Origin of the sequence: Cypionkella sp. (assembly GCF_034376685.1) — a bacterium.
GTDB lineage: Bacteria > Pseudomonadota > Alphaproteobacteria > Rhodobacterales > Rhodobacteraceae > Cypionkella.
On sequence record NZ_JAXMJJ010000085.1, the window covers coordinates 17,998 to 34,930 of the forward strand.

Below are 16,933 nucleotides of genomic sequence, written 5' to 3' on the forward strand. Positions count from 1 at the left end.
CCTGTCGCCGTGACGGACGATCGCGGCGGGGCCTCACACCGCCTTGAAGCGGATATGCGGCTGGCCCCTATGCGGGCCGCTGATCACCTCGGCCTCGACCCGGAACACGTCGCGCAGCAGCGTTTCTGTCAGCACCGCTTCGGGCGTGCCGCAGGCTACCACCGCCCCGGCCTGCAACACCACGATCCTGTCACAGAACATCGCGGCAAGGTTCAGGTCATGCAGCGCCACGATGCTCGTCAGGTCAAGGTCGCGCACCATCCGCAGGATCTCGATCTGGTGGTGGATGTCCAGATGGTTGGTCGGTTCGTCCAGAAACATCACCTGCGGCGATTGTGCCAGCCCGCGGGCGATGTGAACCCGCTGCCGCTCACCGCCCGACAGGGTTTGCCAAGGTTGCGCTCGGCGGTCGGCCATGTCCACCCGCTCCAGTGCCGCGGTCACCACGGCCTCATCCGTCGCCGTCCAGCCCGACAGGGCCGAGCGATGCGGCGTGCGACCCAGCCGCACCACATCGCGCACCGAAACATTGGTATCCGTGCCAGCGTTCTGCTGCACAAAGGCAACCTGACGGGCAAGCGCGCGGCGCGGCACGCGGGCGATGTCTTGCCCCAAGATTTCCACGCGCCCAGAGTGAGGCTGCTTCAACCCCGCCAACAGGCGCAGCAGCGATGACTTGCCCGACCCGTTCGGCCCGATCAGGCCCAGCGTCTCGCCCTTGGCCACAGTCAGCGACACATCGGCGACAATGGTCTTGCGGCGCACGCCCCAGACCAGATTCTGTGCGGAGATGGTCATTGCTGCGGCCTTGCCCGATAGAGGATGATGGCAAAGAACGGCACGCCCACCATGGCGGTCACGACGCCGATGGGAATGGTCTGCTGCTCCGCCACCACGCGTGACGCGATATCGGCCAGCACCAGAAATATGGCCCCCACCGCTGCGCAGGCGGGCAACAGGCGCAAATGCATCGGCCCCACAATATAGCGCGCGGCATGTGGCACTACGAGGCCGACAAAACCGATGGTGCCCACCATGCTGACGATGGTGGCCGTCATCATCGCCGTGACACCGAACAGGATCAGCCGGATGCGAGCGACGGGCACCCCGAGCGACGCCGCGTCTTCGTCGCCAAAGGTAAAGGCATCCAGCGATCGCGCCATCACAAGGCAGATCGCAAGGCTCAGAAACACCACCACCACCAGCAACTGAAAATCCGGCCAGCGCACGCCGCCGAAGCTGCCCAGCAGCCAGAACATCACATCGCGCGCCTGCTGGGCATTGCCCGAGGTGGTGACGATATAGGCGGTCAGCGCGTTGAACAGTTGCGACGCCGCCACCCCTGCAAGGATCGTGTGGTTCGGCCCGCTGGTGGCCCCGTTCGACAACAGCGCGACCATCGCAAAGGCCGCAAAGGCGCCTGCAAAGGCGCCCATCGACAGCGAAACACTGCCGGCCCCTATGCCCAGCACGATCACCGCCACCGCCCCAGTGGATGCCCCCGCCGACACGCCCAGCACAAAGGGCTCGGCCAGCGCGTTGCGCAGCAGCGCCTGCAGGATCGCGCCGCAAATCGCCAGCCCAGCCCCGGCCAGCGCCGCGACCAGCGCGCGACTTAGCCGCAAGTCCCAGACCACACTTTGTTCTATGGGCGGGATTTCGGCTGTTGTCAGTCCCAGCCCGTTAGTCACGGCCAGAAACACCGTGCCGACCCCGATGCTGTAGTCGCCAATCGCCGCGGCCATGGCCACGGCGACGGCGAGCACTACCATGGCAAGGCCCAGAAGCATTGCCAGCCACCCCGCCCCTGGCTCCTTGTCGTCCGCGATGCTCACTTCAGATCGAAGGCCTTGAGTTGCTCGGCCAGTTGCTCGGCGCCATAGATCGTATTGATCGAGGGGTTCATCGACGCCCCGCTGATCACCGCGATCCTGCCTGCCTTCACCGCCTCCATCTGGCTGACTGCCGGATCGGTGGTGAGGAAGTCGATCTTGTTCTGCGCCTCGTCCAGCCCCCAACGTTTACGGTCAACCTGCGCCGCGACGATGACGGTCGGATTGGTGGCCATGATGCCCTCCCAGCCAAGCGCGGGCCACTCTGCCTCGGTCTTCAGCGCGTTCGAGCCGCCAAGAAGATCGGCGATATAGGCCGACGGGCCATTTCCGCCGGTCAGATAGGCGTCATCTGCGGGCGAGGGCGAAGAGAACCAGAACAGAAAGGTCAAACCCTCGCGTTTGGCAAATTCAGCCCGCAATTTGGCCTCGCGCGCCTTGAAGTCCGCAATCAGCGCCTGACCGCGATCCTGCACGTCAAAGATGCGCGAAAGGTCGTCGATTTCCTGATACAGCAGGTCCATGGTCCACAGGTCTTTCCGAATACCATAGACACTCGTCGCCTTACTGCCGTTGGCGTTCTCGGTATCTGCTTGCGTGGTGCAGGCACTGGGCGACAAATAGGTCGGGATGCCAAGGTTTTCAAAATCCTCGCGCTTGGCCACCTTACTGTCCGGGCCCATCAGGGTAACAATCATGGCGGCGATGAAATCCGGTTGCTTGGACAGAACGCCTTCCAGCGTCGGGAATTCCACCGTCAGAACGTCGACTTTGTCATAGGCGGCCTCAAGATCTGGCAGCACCCTGTTCGGCCAGAACGCGGTGGCCGCCATCCGATCTTCCAGCCCCAACAGGAACAGGATCTCGGCACTGTTGTGGCCGAGGGCGACTGTGCGCTCAGGTGCCTTGGCAAAGGTAACCTTTTGCCCGCAATTTTCGATGGTCAGCGGGTAGATGGTGGGCTCTGCCAAGGCAGCCGTTGCAAAAAACAGCGCGGCAATGCCGCCGAGAGCCGCGAGGCCTTTGATCAACACAGTATCGTTCCTATTCTGACAAAAACAGTTGGTTTGGCGTAAGCCGCCAGGGGGCGAATTTCAAGAGTGATCTTGTCGGAAATCTGCGCAGCGCTGAGTATCAACCATCTGCAAGCTAATCACCTTATCGCAGGTCGCGTGCAGCAAGGCCCGGTCGTGGCTGACCAGCACGATGGCCATTTTCCGTTCCTTCGCGATACTTGTCATCAGGTTGATCGTTTCAGCCTGTGTCACGGGATCAAGCCGCGAGGTTGGCTCGTCCGCGAACAGTAGCACCGGATCAAGCAGCAGCGCACGCATGAGGGCGATGCGTTGCAACTCACCGCCCGAAACGGCCGAGGGCAGCCTGTCCAGCAGGTCGGGGGACAGTTTCAGCCGGTCCAGTAATGGCGCGATACGGGCGCGGTCGATCTGGTGGCGAGCGATCAAATCCTCCAGCCCCAGCCGCAGGGTGATGCGGGCGGGAAAGGCAGCGGGCGGGTCTTGCCACAGTTTCTGAAACCCCAGGCGAGGTGTTGTGGGGTCACGCCACACCTCGCCCTGATACGGCAAAACACCGAGAAGCGCGTTGCCAAGGCTGGATTTGCCGCAGCCTGACGGGCCGGAAATGCCAAGGATCTCGCCTGGCGATAGGGTAAAATCCACTGGCTGGAACAGAGGCCGTCCACCGCGTGCAACGGTCAGTCCCTTGGCTACCACCACATCGGTTGTCTTGGCGGCTGGCATACGGCGCAGCCAGTGCGCGGGGTCGGCGGCGACCAGTGCGCGAGTGTAGGGGTGTTCGGGTGCGCTCAGAACGCGGGCGGCGGGGCCGCGTTCAACCACGGTGCCGCCCTGCATGACAAGGATCTCACCCCCCAGCCCGGCAGCCAGCGTCAGGTCGTGGGTGATGGTCAGCAGGCCACCATCTGCCAGCCCTTGTCGCAGCAGCGCCAGCACATCGTCGCGCCGGTCGGCGTCCAGCCCCTTGGTCGGTTCATCTGCGACGGTGATTTTGGCCCCACCGGCGCGGGCGGCGGCAAAGGCCAGTCGCTGCGCCATGCCGCCCGACAGTTGCCAGGGGAAGCGGTCGCCCGCGCCGTCCAGACCAAGGGCGGCAAGATCGACATAGGCCTGCGCCTTTGGGGCCGGATGGGCGGCGACAAGCTCATGCGCCTCGGCCACCTGGGCTGCGGCGCGCATCAGCGGGTCCAGCGCCAGCCACGGCTCTTGCGGAAGAACCGCGATGCGACGGCCCCAAAGCACGCGGTTGCCCTGTGGGTGGGCGGGATCAAACACATCGTCGCCGACCTGAAGCCGCCCCGACGCAACCAGCCCCTTGGGTAGCGAGCCAAGGATCGCCTGCGCTAGCAGGCTTTTCCCCGATCCGCTTTCGCCCAGCACCGTGACCGCCCGCCCCTTGGGCAGCGAAAGCGAGACAGGGTCAACCAGACGATCTACTCCGGCTTGCACGGTGATATCTGTTGCACAAAGCAAGTTCATTTGCGGGCTCCGGCAATCAGGTTCAGAGACAAAAGCAGGGTAAAACAGGCCAGCACGGGCTGCAGCAGGGCAAAAGGTGCCTCGCGCCAGCTAGGCAGCAACTCGACCATCATCAGACCAAGTTCGGGTGTAGGCGCGCGCATGCCCACGCTGACGAAGCCAAGAGCTGCAATGGCGGCGATCGCGTTGGCCACGCCAAAAGCCATGGCGGTGCGCAGCATCGGGCCGATCTCGGGCCACAAGATGCGGCGGAAGATCCACCACGGGCCAAAGCCTTGCAGGGTTCCAGCCTCGACCGCAGGGCTTGCCAGATGGCTGCGGGCTGCCGCACGGGTCAGGCGGAAGAACTCGATCCACTGAACGGCGGCAAGTCCGGCCCAGAAGGCGAGCGCGGTGGAGGGCAGGATCACCCCCATCATCAGCACCATCAACAGCGCTGGCAGCGCCAGAACGCTGTCGGCCACCAGCGACAGGGCGCTGTCGATCCAGCCGCCGCGCCAGCTTGCCAAAGCGCCGAGCGCGATACCGATCAGCGCCGCAGTGGCGGTGGCGGCAAAGGCCAACAGCAAAGACAGCCGCAGCGCATGGGCCAGCCGCGAATACATCGAACGGCCCAAGTGATCATAGCCAAAGGGCGCCACCGTATCGGCCCCCGACAGGGCCTTCATCAGGGATTGTTTGAAAGGCCCCAGCGGATCGGCCCAGGGGGCCAGCAGAGCAAAGGCCACGAGCAGGGCCAGCAGGGCCCAACCGATACGGGAAACAGTCATGCCTGCACCTCTCGCGGGTCGATGCGCCGGACGATCAGATCGACCACCGCATTCAACAGCACAAACCCAAGCCCCATCACCAGGGCCGTGCCCTGCACCATGGGGACATCGCGGTGAAACACCGCATGGATCAGCGCATGGCCAATGCCGGGCCAGCCGAAGATCGTCTCAACCACCACCACGCCTTCGGCCAGCAGCACGAATTGCAACCCAAGATAGGTCACTACTGGTGCGCCGATGTTTCGCAAGCCGTGACGCCGGAAGACCTGCCCTTCGCTCAGCCCCTTGGCGCGGGCAAAGGCGTAAAGCGGGCTTGCCGCAACGTCTGCCATCGCATCGCGCGTGATCCGAGCTGAGGCGGCGGCAAGACCAAGCGCAAGCGTAAGCGCAGGCAAAATGAAATGCGTCAGACTACCATGGCCAGCCGAGGGCAGCAGGCGCAACTGCACCGCAAGCACCACGATCAGCACCAGCCCCAGCAAGAACTGCGGTACCGCGCGAAAGCCCGCCGCCACTACCAGCAACATCCGGTCAAAGGTGCCGCGCGCATGAAGTCCTGCGTGAATCCCCAAAGGCGGCCCGATCAACAGTGAGAATCCAAGGGCAGCGGCAGCCAGTTGCAGACTGGCCCCCAGCTGATGCGCAAGCTCCTGCCACACCGGCTGACCCGACACCAGCGATCTGCCCAGATCAAGCCGGATCAGATCGCTCATCCAACGCAGAAATTGCGCCACGGGGCCAGCCTCCAACGCCAGTTCGGCGCGCACGGCATCGGCCAGATCGGCGCTGACCAGATCATAGCCATAGCGCGCGGCGGCGATGCGGTAAGCCATGTCACCGGGCATGGCCTGCATCATCAGGAACGACATGATGCCCACGACCAAAGCTACGCCTCCCGCCTGCATCAGGCGGAAGGCAACGGCGCGCAACAGCGGTTTCACTCAACGAACTCCGCCGATTTCAGCCCAAAGGTACGCTCGTACGGATCGATGATGATACCCTTGACGCTGTTCGAGACGGCGGCGGTCTGCTGATACCAGGCAATGGGCAGGACCGGCAGTTCGGCGTGTAACGTCGCCGCAAGGGCAGATTTTTCGGCGTCGGTCCCACCCTCGGCCGCCAATTTGCGCAGGGCGGCGGCGAAATCCTCGTTTTCCCAGCCCATCGCGCCCCAGTCGCCGTTCGGCGTGTAGTCCTGCATGAAGGTGCCCACCGGATCAGGCACCAGGCCGAAGTTGCGCGCGAACAGCGCCATCTGCAGCGTGCCAGCCGCGTGTCTGGCCGGGATTCCCGACGAATTGGTCGCATTGATCGTGACAGCAATGCCCACCTCGCGGAACAGCTCTCCAACACAGCGGCGGTCAGGGGCAGTTCCGGGCGGTCTGGATAGGTCAGCAGCTCCACTTCAAATCGCTGGCCGTCCTTTTCCAGAATGCCGTTCGCGCCCTGCACCCAACCGGCAGCGGCAAAGGCAGCCTTTGCCCCCTCGGCGTCATAGTCCAGCGGCGGCAGCGCGGCATTGTGCCAGCCGCCCATCGCGGGGGGCAGCATCTGGCTGGCCGCCGCCGGATAGCGCAACACGGCCTGCGCGAGCCCGGCCCGATCGATGGCCAGCGACAGCGCCTGCCGTTCTTCCACAGTGTCAAAGAACGGCAGGGCGTTGTTCACCTTCAGGATCAGCACGCGCGGCATCGAGACCGATTGCACGGTGACGTTGTCAACCGATTGCAACCGCGTGACCGACGCTGGATCGAGATTCACTACCAGCTCGGCATCCCCCGCCTCCGCCATCAAGGCGCGCGTCTCGGCCCGGGTCACGCTGGTGTAATGCACCGCTGGAATGCTGGCGGCTCCGCCCCAATAGGCGTCAAAGCGCTCGGCCTCCAGGGTCATTGGCGGTTCCAGCTTGGTCACTTTGAAAGCACCCGTCCCGATCACCGCAGTCACAGAGCCGTCTGTGGCATAGGCCGATGGGGCAAGGATGCCCGTGCGATATTCGGCAAGGAATGCGGGTAGGGCCGCGAAGGGCTCGCTCAGCGTGATCACTACATTCTCACCCTCGGCGGAGATCAAGGCGATGGGGGCTTTGACCAGAACACCCTCCTTGGTCTTAGACCAGTTCAGCGCATTCGCCGCCGCTTCGGCGGTCAGCGCGCTGCCATCGTGGAATTGCACCCCCTGCCGGATGTGGAAGCGCCAGACCAGCTTGTCATCCGAAACCGTCCAACCTTCCGACAGACCCGGCACTAGTGCGCCGCTGGCATCGGCATTTACCAGCGTTTCCATCACGTCCATCTTCAGGAAGATATCGCCCGACAGCACGGGATCGGCCGCCCTGATCTCGAAAGGCGCTGCAATATCCAAAGCAGCGGTGTCGGCCAGCGCAGCGTGTGGGATGAAAGCTGCGGTCAGAAGCAGGATAGCAATGGATCGAGTCATGGCGCTCTCAGATATGTAATACTATTACATTCACTTAGCTAAGCAAAGTTTTGACTGCAAGGTCGCATCGGAGATCCTGATGCGATAAGTTCGAAACGGTCATAGGGTGGCGCGGCGTGCCAACTGGGGCCACTCCGGACGCACCACCGAGCCACTCTGCCCATACCGGACGTTAAGGTGCAGTTTTGATTGAGACGTTGCATTTCCAACGCTGCCGAAAAAGCAAGGCTCAGTAGCAATGCGGACATTCCCTTCCGATCGCTGCACGGCCTCATCCTCGTTCCCTTTAATGGAGTGATCTACGTGCTCAATCAGTCGTGCAGATTTTGGGCTATGGCGTCGTTTGAAATACCGGGGGTAGATTTGAAATCTGCGGCTGCCAGCAACGGCCGCCCGTGCTCAAAGGTTAGGCCGTCGCCAAATGGAAGGTATGAATCTTGCCCATCGCCTCGTCGTATGGAGGGTCCGAGGCTAGTCGATCCCACAACGCCAGCTCCCTGCGAAAACCGACATGTATTCACGAGTCTGTGTGAAAACCGCTAGCAAGCGACTTCCTCAGTGGGCTTTGAATGAGCTATTTTCATAACTATCTTTAGAATTATGAATTTTACGCAATTATCTGGCAAGTGTATGCCATCGCTTTTCCGGCATCATAAGCGACATTGTCATGCTCAATCTCTCTGCAAAACATTCGCGATTGTACAATTTGGCCATGGATCGCATCTTGATCCTCGACGGCGCGATGGGGACGCAGATCCAAGGGCTGGGTTTGTCGGAAGAAGATTTCGCCGGACATGGCTCTGGGCACACCTGCCGCCACCATTCTGAGCATCCGCAAAAGGGCAACAATGATCTGCTGATCTTGACGCAACCGCAAGCGATTGAGGATATCCATTTCCGCTATGCCATAGCGGGAGCGGATATTGTCGAGACGAACACGTTCTCCTCGACCACCATCGCGCAGGCGGACTATGGTCTAGAGGCGGTGGTGCACGATCTGAATGCCGAGGGCGCGCGGATAGTGCGTCGGGCTCTGGATAGGGCAACGGCGATTGATGGCCGACCGCGCTTTGTTGCCGGCGCCATCGGGCCGACCAATCGGACTGCTTCGCTGTCGCCCGATGTGAATGATCCTGGTTATCGCGCCGTGACATTTGACGATCTGCGCATTGCTTATGGCCAGCAGCTGCGGGGATTGATGGAAGGCGGCGCGGATATTATTTTGATCGAGACTATCTTCGACACGCTGAACGCCAAGGCGGCGATCTTTGCCTGTTTCGAGATATTCGCCGAACTGGCTCAGCGCCTGCCACTGATGATTTCGGGCACGATCACCGATGCCTCGGGGCGCACATTGTCGGGGCAAACTCCGACCGCCTTCTGGTATTCCGTCGCCCATGCCCGACCCTTCACAGTTGGATTGAACTGTGCACTTGGTGCAGCAGCGATGCGACCGCATCTGGCAGAGCTGGCGGGCGTCGCACCAACTTTCATCTGCGCCTATCCTAATGCCGGGTTGCCCAATGCCTTTGGCCAGTATGATGAAGGACCGGAGGAAACCGCAGCGCAAGTGGCCGATTTCGCGCGTGAGGGATTGGTGAATGTGGTCGGTGGCTGCTGCGGCACCACGCCCGAGCATATCCGCGCTATTGCCGATGCCGTGGCTGCGTTCCCGCCGAGAGCCGTACCATGACCCGCCATCTGCGCCTCTCGGGGCTGGAGCCATTTGTTCTCACCGCCGACATCCCCTTCGTTAATATCGGGGAACGTACAAATGTCACAGGCTCTGCCCGATTCCGCAAGCTGATCGTGAACCGCGACTATGCCGCCGCATTGGAAGTGGCGCGCGATCAGGTCGAAAACGGCGCGCAGATCCTTGATATCAACATGGACGAAGGGCTGATCGATTCCAAAGCCGCAATGGTTGAGTTTCTAAACCTGCTCGCCGCCGAGCCTGATATTGCCCGTGTCCCGGTGATGATCGACAGCTCGAAATGGGAGGTGATCGAGGCCGGTCTAAAATGCGTACAGGGCAAGCCTGTGGTGAATTCGATCAGCATGAAAGAGGGGGAAGAGGCGTTTCGCCACCATGCAGGGCTGTGCCTCGCCTACGGCGCTGCGGTGGTGGTCATGGCCTTTGATGAAACCGGTCAGGCCGACAGTTTCACCCGCAAGACGGAGATCTGCGCCCGCGCCTATCGCATTCTGGTTGATGAGGTGGGCTTCCCGCCCGAGGATATTATCTTTGATCCCAACATCTTCGCCGTGGCGACAGGGATCGAGGAACACAACAATTACGGCGTCGATTTCATCGAAGCGACGCGCTGGATCAGAGCGAACTTACCGCATGCCCATATCTCGGGCGGCGTATCCAACCTGTCGTTCAGCTTTCGCGGCAATGAACCTGTACGCGAGGCGATGCACGCGGTGTTTCTGTATCACGCCATCCAGGCTGGTATGGATATGGGCATCGTCAATGCCGGGCAGCTGGCGGTCTATGATCAGATCGACCCTGAGCTGCGCGAGGTCTGCGAAGATGTTGTGCTGAACCGCAGCCCCGAGGCAACCGAGCGAATGCTCGAGATCGCGGATCGCTTCAAGGGCGGCGGTCGGGAAGAAAAAGTCCGCGATCTGGCATGGCGCGATTGGTCCGTGGAAAAACGGTTGGAACATGCGTTGGTAAACGGCATTACCGAGTTCATTGAGGCCGATACCGAGGCCGCACGGAAGGTGGCCGAACGTCCACTGCATGTCATCGAAGGCCCGTTGATGGCGGGAATGAACGTCGTCGGCGATCTCTTTGGCGCAGGCAAGATGTTCCTGCCGCAGGTTGTGAAATCGGCACGCGTGATGAAGCAGGCAGTGGCGGTTCTGCTGCCATATATGGATGCCGAAAAGGCCGCCAATGGTGGTGAGGGGCGACAATCAGCCGGGAAGATCCTGATGGCTACGGTGAAGGGCGATGTGCATGACATCGGCAAGAACATCGTCGGCGTTGTCCTGGCCTGCAATAATTACGAGATCATTGACCTGGGCGTGATGGTGCCGCCGCAGAAGATCTTGCGGGTGGCGCGAGAGGAAAATGTCGATGCCATCGGGCTATCGGGTCTCATCACGCCGAGCTTGGACGAGATGGTACATCTTGCTGCCGAGATGCAGCGCGAAGGCTTCACCATTCCCCTGCTGATCGGTGGTGCAACCACGTCTAAAGTGCACACGGCTGTCAAGATCGCACCGCGCTACACCGGGCCTGCCGTCTATGTGCTGGATGCCAGCCGCGCCGTGGGGGTAGTCGGCCAATTGCTCAGCCCGACTCAGAAAGCGCCTTTTGTCGCGAATATCCGCGCCGAATATGCCGAAGTGGCCGAGCGGCATGAACGCAATGAACGCGCGAAACTGCGGCTGCCACTGGCGCAGGCGCGGGCGAATGCGCTGCGGCAGGATTGGACAGATTACCGCGTGCCCGCACCTCAGTTCCTTGGCGCGCGGGTGATCGACGATTGGGATCTGGCCGAGATCGCCCGCTACATCGATTGGACGCCATTCTTCCAGACATGGGAGCTTAAGGGCATCTACCCGAAGATCCTGCAAGACGAGAAGCAGGGCGCGGCCGCCCGTGGACTGTTCGCCGACGCGCAAGTGATGCTGCAACGCATCATTGGTGAGCGTTGGTTTGGCCCGCGCGCGGTGGTGGGCTTCTGGCCTGCCAATGCGGTAGGCGAGGATATCCGGCTTTATACCCGCGAAGATCGACAGACCCAGCTTGCCACGCTGCACACCCTGCGCCAGCAACATACGAAACGTGAAGGTAGGCCAAACGTCGCGCTTGCCGATTTTGTTGCGCCAGAAGGCGGCGTTGCAGACTATGTCGGTGGCTTTGTCGTCACCGCGGGTCCAGAGGAAGCCGAAATCGCCGCACAGTTTGATCGCGTGAACGACAATTACTCAGCGATTTTGGTCAAAGCTTTGGCCGACCGCTACGCCGAGGCAATGGCCGAAATGCTGCACCAGCGCGTGCGCCGCGATCTGTGGGGGTATGATTCCGACGAAGGCTTCGCGCCAGATGAGCTGATCGGCGAGCCGTATCGTGGAATCCGTCCCGCGCCCGGCTATCCGGCACAGCCGGATCATACCGAAAAGCTGACGCTGTTCCGTTTGCTGGATGCCGAGGCCGCGACAGGGGTGATCCTGACCGAAAGCATGGCGATGTGGCCGGGCTCATCTGTTTCGGGTCTGTATATCGCACATCCAGACGCTTACTATTTCGGCGTGGCCAAAGTGGAGCGCGATCAGGTACAGGACTACGCCGCTCGCAAGGGACAAACCATGGCAGAAGCTGAACGCTGGCTTGCGCCGATCCTGAACTATGTGCCGCCGCCAACTACCGGAAAGATCGCAGCTGAATAGTCGCCACTATATATTGACATCCGCCCATCACAAATTGCTAATGGTGGGGTCAAGGTTCCTCCGGGGCGACTCGGAGGTGAAAAGGGAAGTCGGTGCTGCCGCAAGGCAAATTCCGAAGCTGCCCCCGCAACTGTAAGCGGCGAGCGAAGCTGATATGCCACTGGGGGAACCCGGGAAGGCCAGCCGAGCATCGACCCGCAAGCCAGGAGACCTGCCCTGACAACAGAAACGAAACCGTGCGGCGGGCATGGCGGCGTGATCAAGGTAGCAGATCGCTGCCCGATCCGTAGCTTTTCCCGCAAGACACCTCTCAAGGGACAGGCCATGACCGTCACCGTTTATTCAAAGCCCGCCTGCGTGCAATGCACCGCCACCACCCGCGCGCTGGATGCCAAGGGCATCGCCTACAGCCTGATCGATCTGACCCAAGATACACAGGCGATGGAGCGCGTGGCATCAATGGGCTATCGCCAAGCCCCTGTCGTGGTGGCAGGCGATGCACATTGGGCAGGCTTTCGCCCGGATATGATCGGACGCCTGGTCTGAGATCGTGGCGGGGCTGGTCTATTTTTCGTCTGCCTCGGGCAATACGGCGCGCTTTGTGGCAAGGCTTGGGCTACCTGCCCTGCGCATTCCGGTCCGGACCGATGCCACAATGCCAACCCCCGTCGAACCCTATGTGTTGATCTGTCCCAGCTATGCCGACGGCATGGGGCGCGGAGCGGTGGTAAAACAGGTAATCGCCTTTCTGAACGATTCAGCGCGACGGGCGCTGATCCGCGGCGTGATCGCCGGAGGCAATCGCAATTTTGGCGATCACTTTGCCTCAGCGGGCAAGGTGATCGCCGCCAAATGCAACATCCCCTTGCTCTATCGCTTTGAGTTGGCAGGAACCGAAACCGATATCGCCCATGTTCGCGCAGGGCTTGAAAAGTTCTGGAGAGAATATGCTTGATGCCGTGAAACCCGAGATGGATTACCACGCCCTGAACGCGATGCTAAACCTGTATGACGATCAGGGCCGCATCCGCTTTGACGCAGACCGTCTGGCCGCGCGGCAGTATTTCTTGCAGCATGTGAACCAGAACACGGTGTTCTTCCATTCTCTGGATGAAAAGCTGGGCTATCTGGTTACCGAAGGCTACTACGAAGCCGCTGTGCTGGATCAGTATTCACGCAATTTCCAACGCAAGATTTGGGATGCTGCTTATGCCCGCAAATTCCGTTTTCACACCTTTCTCGGCGCGTTTAAGTACTACACCTCTTACACGCTGAAGACCCGCGACGGTCAGCGCTATCTGGAACGTTACGAAGACCGGGTGGTGATGGTCGCGCTGGCCCTTGCGCGCGGCGATGAAGTCTTGGCGTTGCGCTTCATGGATGAGATCATTTCGGGTCGCTTCCAGCCCGCAACGCCGACTTTCCTGAATGCGGGCAAAGCGCAGCGCGGTGAGTTGATCTCGTGCTTTCTGCTGCGCATCGAAGACAATATGGAAAGCATCGGGCGTTCCATCAACTCGGCCCTGCAACTCTCCAAGCGCGGCGGCGGCGTCGCTTTGATGCTGACCAACCTGCGCGAAGCCGGTGCGCCGATCAAGGGTATCGAAAACCAATCCTCGGGCGTGATCCCAGTGATGAAACTGCTGGAAGACAGTTTCAGCTATGCAAACCAGCTAGGCGCACGGCAGGGGGCAGGCGCAGTTTACCTCAACGCGCATCACCCCGATATCCTGCGTTTTCTGGATACCAAGCGCGAGAATGCCGATGAGAAAATCCGCATCAAGACGCTAAGCCTTGGCGTGGTGATACCCGACATCACCTTTGAATTGGCGAAGCGTAACGAGGATATGTATCTGTTCTCGCCGCATGACGTGGCTAAAGTTTACGGCGTGCCCTTCTCGGAAATCTCGGTCTCCGAGAAGTATGCCGAGATGGTTGACGACAAGCGCATCAAGAAACGCAAGATCAACGCGCGGGAGTTCTTCCAGACCGTGGCCGAGATCCAGTTCGAGTCCGGCTACCCCTACATCATGTTCGAAGACACGGTGAACCGCGCCAACCCGATTGCGGGACGCATCACCATGTCCAACTTGTGTTCGGAAATCCTGCAGGTGAATGAGGCCAGCACTTTTAATGACGATCTCAGCTACAGCCACCTTGGCAGCGATATCTCCTGCAATCTCGGCAGCCTGAATATCGCGGCCACGATGGATGGCCCGGACTTCGGCGCGACCGTTGAGGCCGCGATCCGCGCGCTGACGGCGGTATCGGAAATGTCAGCCATCGACTCGGTGCCCTCAATCCGGCGCGGCAATGATGAGGCCCATGCGGTGGGTCTTGGCCAGATGAACCTGCATGGTTTTTTGGCGCGCGAGCGTATCCATTATGGCAGTCCCGAGGGCGTGGAGTTCACCTCGGTCTATTTTGCAGCCATCGCCTATCACGCCATCCGCGCCTCTTGCCTGCTGGCACAAGAGAAGGCGGCCGTTTTCAAAGGGTTTGAGGCTTCGACCTATGCTGACGGTTCATTTTTTGACCGCTATACCAATCGCGATTGGTTGCCTGAGAGCCCCGATGTGGTGCGGGTCTTCGACGGCATCACCCTGCCGACGCTTGAAGATTGGGCGGGCCTGAAGGCCGACGTGATGCAACACGGCATTTACAACCGCAACCTTCAGGCGGTGCCGCCCACTGGCTCGATCAGCTATATCAACAATTCCACCTCTTCGATTCACCCGATTGTCTCGAAGGTCGAAATCCGCAAAGAGGGCAAGATTGGCCGCGTCTATTATCCTGCCGCCTTCATGAGTAATGACAACCTCGAGTACTACCGCGATGCCTACGAAATTGGCCCCGAGGCGATCATCGACACCTACGCCGCCGCCACCGAACATGTCGATCAAGGCCTGTCTTTGACGCTGTTCTTCCCCGCCGATGCCACCACCCGCGACATCAATCGCGCGCAGATCTACGCTTGGAAAAAGGGCATCAAAACCATTTATTACATCCGCCTGCGCCAAACCGCCCTTGAAGGGACGGAAGTGCAGGGCTGTGTGTCCTGTACATTGTGAGAACTGCGATGAAAGATCAAATCACTCCCCGCGTCGCGCCCCTTGCCGTACCGCGCGCGATCAACTGGAACCGTCTGGAAGATGACAAAGACCTCGAGGTCTGGAACCGACTGACGGTGAATTTCTGGCTTCCCGAAAAGGTACCGCTGTCGAATGATGTGCAAAGCTGGGCGACATTGCGCCCCGAGGAGCGTGAACTGACAATCCGCGTGTTCACCGGGCTGACGCTGCTCGACACAATTCAGAACACTGTCGGCGCACCTGCGCTGCTACCCGATGCGCAAACCCAGCATGAAGAGGCGGTGCTGACCAACATCGCCTTTATGGAAGCGGTTCATGCACGCAGCTATTCCTCGATCTTCTCGACACTGTGTTCGACCAAGGAAGTGGACGAAGCCTTTCGTTGGTCGGAAGAAAACCCGCATCTGCAAGCCAAGGCACGAGCGATCCTGGCGGATTATGCACCGGGCGCAGACCCGCTAAAGCGCAAAATTGCAAGCGTGTTTCTGGAAAGTTTCCTGTTCTATTCCGGGTTCTATCTGCCAATGTACTGGTCCAGCCGCGCCAAGCTGACCAACACCGCCGATCTAATTCGCCTGATCATCCGCGACGAGGCGGTGCATGGCTATTACATCGGCTACAAATTCCAGCGCGCGCTTGCGGGCGAGCCCGAGACACGGCAAGCTGAATTGAAAGACTACGCTTTTGCGCTGATGTTCGACCTCTACGACATCGAAGCGAAGTACACCGCAGAGCTTTATGACGGCATCGGTCTGACCGAAGATGTAAAGGCTTTCTTGCACTATAACGCTAACAAAGCCCTGCAAAATCTTGGCTATGAAGCGCTGTTCCCCCCCGCCGCCTGCGAGGTGAACCCGGCCATCCTCGCGGCATTGTCGCCCGATAGCGAGAACCACGATTTCTTCTCAGGATCAGGCTCCTCCTATGTGATCGGCAAGGCGGTGGCGACTGAGGATGAAGACTGGGACTTTTGAACCACATTTGCCAGACGCTCCATGGCTTGTTGGCAGGCGGAACTACCTGCAACTCCACAGAACGGATGCCCAGGCGCGTCAGAACCTGCAGCCCCGGCAAGGTCAGCTTTGCGGGACGAAGCCGCCGCTTCCTATTGCGCGAGGCCTGTCCGCTTTGTGTCAGCGGTATTTATGGATCTGACAGTTGTTCAGCATGAAGCCTATGATTTCTTGAAACGCATTGCCGTGACCAACGATTGCAACCGTCTCACTGGTGATGTCGATGTCCTCAAGGTCGGCGACGAAACCAGCCACACGCTTTTGAAACACCGGCATGGGTTCAACCGGTACTTTGACCTCTGCATCATCCTGCGCATGCCACCACCGGAGTGGTAGATGGTCGAAGGAAAGATTTGGGAAGTCAGCACGTAGCTCTCCAGGATGCCGACCAACGTCGCCGCTGTATTTCAGAAGCTCGTGATGCCCATGCCTGACTTCAATAGGTGCAATCCCATCAAAAATCGTCTGCGCAGTTTGAATGGCGCGTGTAAGTGGTGACGTGATGACGCGTGTAACTTCCAAGTCCGAAATACTCGTTCTTGCGTCTGCAGCTTGTCGAAATCCAAGTTCGGTGAGCGGTGCATCAAAGATAAAGGGATCCGCCGCACCTTCTTGATAGGCAGCATTGAACTCTGACTGTCCGTGCCTGATGAAATATATCGCCATGGAGCAAGTCCTTCTCTTGGCCAGGGTTTTGATCGTGGTACTTGCCACACCGCAAGAAATCTATGTCCTCTCGATGCAGACGCTAGAAAAAATTGCAACATTGGTCACTTTGGGCTCAAAGCGACCGTCTGCTATGTGGGACGAAGCGGTCACCTGATAGTTTGCAAATAGTTCTGGTATCTCGCGTCAACTCGATCT

The 16,933-nt window shown here is 60.1% G+C and carries 15 protein-coding genes and 1 riboswitch; of the genes, 7 read left to right on the top strand and 8 right to left on the bottom strand.

All coding sequences use genetic code 11. The features are described 5' to 3' along the window. Positions 1-33: 33 nt before the first annotated feature. The 7 genes from U1A24_RS16325 to U1A24_RS16355 form a co-directional block, all read right to left on the bottom strand. Positions 34-798, bottom strand: coding sequence for an ABC transporter ATP-binding protein (locus U1A24_RS16325; protein ID WP_322323043.1), 765 nt, complete (start codon positions 796-798; stop codon positions 34-36). Beyond that, on the bottom strand, positions 795-1,772 hold the full coding sequence (locus tag U1A24_RS16330) for a FecCD family ABC transporter permease (RefSeq protein WP_322323044.1): 978 nt from the start codon (positions 1,770-1,772) through the stop codon (positions 795-797). Before U1A24_RS16330 ends, U1A24_RS16325 begins: the two co-directional genes overlap by 4 nt. A gap of 59 nt (positions 1,773-1,831) precedes the next feature. Further along, a complete protein-coding gene (locus tag U1A24_RS16335) occupies positions 1,832-2,863 on the bottom strand; it encodes an ABC transporter substrate-binding protein (RefSeq protein ID WP_416173500.1) in 1,032 nt (343 codons plus the stop codon). 63 nt (positions 2,864-2,926) lie between these two features. Further along, the gene (locus U1A24_RS16340; RefSeq protein WP_322323046.1) at positions 2,927-4,348 is read right to left on the bottom strand and encodes an ABC transporter ATP-binding protein; all 1,422 of its coding nucleotides are present in this window, start codon (positions 4,346-4,348) and stop codon (positions 2,927-2,929) included. Beyond that, on the bottom strand, positions 4,345-5,118 hold the full coding sequence (locus U1A24_RS16345; RefSeq protein ID WP_322323047.1) for an ABC transporter permease: 774 nt from the start codon (positions 5,116-5,118) through the stop codon (positions 4,345-4,347). Before U1A24_RS16345 ends, U1A24_RS16340 begins: the two co-directional genes overlap by 4 nt. Next, a complete protein-coding gene (locus U1A24_RS16350) occupies positions 5,115-6,059 on the bottom strand; it encodes an ABC transporter permease (RefSeq protein WP_322323048.1) in 945 nt (314 codons plus the stop codon). The genes U1A24_RS16345 and U1A24_RS16350 overlap by 4 nt, the downstream gene beginning before the upstream one ends. A 19-nt stretch (positions 6,060-6,078) precedes the next feature. Continuing rightward, positions 6,079-7,557: an ABC transporter substrate-binding protein gene (locus U1A24_RS16355; RefSeq protein WP_322323049.1), complete on the bottom strand. Its 1,479-nt coding sequence runs from the start codon at positions 7,555-7,557 to the stop codon at positions 6,079-6,081. A gap of 667 nt (positions 7,558-8,224) precedes the next feature. On the opposite strand from U1A24_RS16355, the gene U1A24_RS16360 reads away from it, so the two are divergent. The 6 genes from U1A24_RS16360 (at position 8,225) to nrdF (ending at position 16,030) form a co-directional block, all read left to right on the top strand. Beyond that, positions 8,225-9,250: a homocysteine S-methyltransferase family protein gene (locus U1A24_RS16360; protein WP_416173501.1), complete on the top strand. Its 1,026-nt coding sequence runs from the start codon at positions 8,225-8,227 to the stop codon at positions 9,248-9,250. Continuing rightward, a complete protein-coding gene (metH, locus tag U1A24_RS16365) occupies positions 9,247-11,964 on the top strand; it encodes a methionine synthase (RefSeq protein ID WP_322323051.1) in 2,718 nt (905 codons plus the stop codon). Before U1A24_RS16360 ends, metH begins: the two co-directional genes overlap by 4 nt. A 35-nt stretch (positions 11,965-11,999) precedes the next feature. Beyond that, positions 12,000-12,198, top strand: a riboswitch (cobalamin riboswitch). 90 nt (positions 12,199-12,288) lie between these two features. Further along, positions 12,289-12,510, top strand: coding sequence for a glutaredoxin-like protein NrdH (nrdH, locus tag U1A24_RS16370; RefSeq protein ID WP_322323052.1), 222 nt, complete (start codon positions 12,289-12,291; stop codon positions 12,508-12,510). A gap of 4 nt (positions 12,511-12,514) precedes the next feature. Next, complete coding sequence (nrdI, locus tag U1A24_RS16375) at positions 12,515-12,919, top strand: class Ib ribonucleoside-diphosphate reductase assembly flavoprotein NrdI (RefSeq protein WP_322323053.1); 405 nt, start codon at positions 12,515-12,517, stop codon at positions 12,917-12,919. Continuing rightward, positions 12,912-15,035 carry a class 1b ribonucleoside-diphosphate reductase subunit alpha gene (nrdE, locus tag U1A24_RS16380; protein WP_322323054.1) on the top strand — a complete coding sequence of 708 codons (2,124 nt, stop codon included), beginning with the start codon at positions 12,912-12,914 and terminating at the stop codon, positions 15,033-15,035. The genes nrdI and nrdE overlap by 8 nt, the downstream gene beginning before the upstream one ends. Before the next feature lie 8 nt (positions 15,036-15,043). Continuing rightward, positions 15,044-16,030: a class 1b ribonucleoside-diphosphate reductase subunit beta gene (gene nrdF, locus U1A24_RS16385; RefSeq protein ID WP_322323055.1), complete on the top strand. Its 987-nt coding sequence runs from the start codon at positions 15,044-15,046 to the stop codon at positions 16,028-16,030. Positions 16,031-16,189: 159 nt separating this feature from the next. Here the strand turns inward: nrdF and U1A24_RS16390 are convergent, their stop codons facing one another. Continuing rightward, positions 16,190-16,735, bottom strand: coding sequence for a histidine phosphatase family protein (locus U1A24_RS16390; RefSeq protein ID WP_322323056.1), 546 nt, complete (start codon positions 16,733-16,735; stop codon positions 16,190-16,192). On the opposite strand from U1A24_RS16390, the gene U1A24_RS16395 reads away from it, so the two are divergent. Beyond that, positions 16,719-16,892, top strand: coding sequence for a hypothetical protein (locus tag U1A24_RS16395; RefSeq protein WP_322323057.1), 174 nt, complete (start codon positions 16,719-16,721; stop codon positions 16,890-16,892). The genes U1A24_RS16390 and U1A24_RS16395 overlap by 17 nt on opposite strands. The last annotated feature ends 41 nt before the right edge of the window (positions 16,893-16,933 follow it).

What these genes read in the sequence shown, in the direction of transcription:
- U1A24_RS16325 (WP_322323043.1), bottom strand. Translation starts at nt 798, where the DNA reads ATGACCATCTCCGCACAGAATCTGGTCTGGGGCGTGCGCCGCAAGACC.
- U1A24_RS16330 (WP_322323044.1), bottom strand. Translation starts at nt 1,772, where the DNA reads ATGGTAGTGCTCGCCGTCGCCGTGGCCATGGCCGCGGCGATTGGCGAC.
- U1A24_RS16340 (WP_322323046.1), bottom strand. Translation starts at nt 4,348, where the DNA reads ATGAACTTGCTTTGTGCAACAGATATCACCGTGCAAGCCGGAGTAGAT.
- U1A24_RS16345 (WP_322323047.1), bottom strand. Translation starts at nt 5,118, where the DNA reads ATGACTGTTTCCCGTATCGGTTGGGCCCTGCTGGCCCTGCTCGTGGCC.
- U1A24_RS16355 (WP_322323049.1), bottom strand. Translation starts at nt 7,557, where the DNA reads ATGACTCGATCCATTGCTATCCTGCTTCTGACCGCAGCTTTCATCCCA.
- U1A24_RS16360 (WP_416173501.1), top strand. Translation starts at nt 8,225, where the DNA reads ATGCTCAATCTCTCTGCAAAACATTCGCGATTGTACAATTTGGCCATG.
- metH (WP_322323051.1), top strand. Translation starts at nt 9,247, where the DNA reads ATGACCCGCCATCTGCGCCTCTCGGGGCTGGAGCCATTTGTTCTCACC.
- nrdH (WP_322323052.1), top strand. Translation starts at nt 12,289, where the DNA reads ATGACCGTCACCGTTTATTCAAAGCCCGCCTGCGTGCAATGCACCGCC.
- nrdE (WP_322323054.1), top strand. Translation starts at nt 12,912, where the DNA reads ATGCTTGATGCCGTGAAACCCGAGATGGATTACCACGCCCTGAACGCG.
- nrdF (WP_322323055.1), top strand. Translation starts at nt 15,044, where the DNA reads ATGAAAGATCAAATCACTCCCCGCGTCGCGCCCCTTGCCGTACCGCGC.
- U1A24_RS16395 (WP_322323057.1), top strand. Translation starts at nt 16,719, where the DNA reads ATGAAATATATCGCCATGGAGCAAGTCCTTCTCTTGGCCAGGGTTTTG.
- U1A24_RS16390 (WP_322323056.1), bottom strand. Translation starts at nt 16,735, where the DNA reads ATGGCGATATATTTCATCAGGCACGGACAGTCAGAGTTCAATGCTGCC.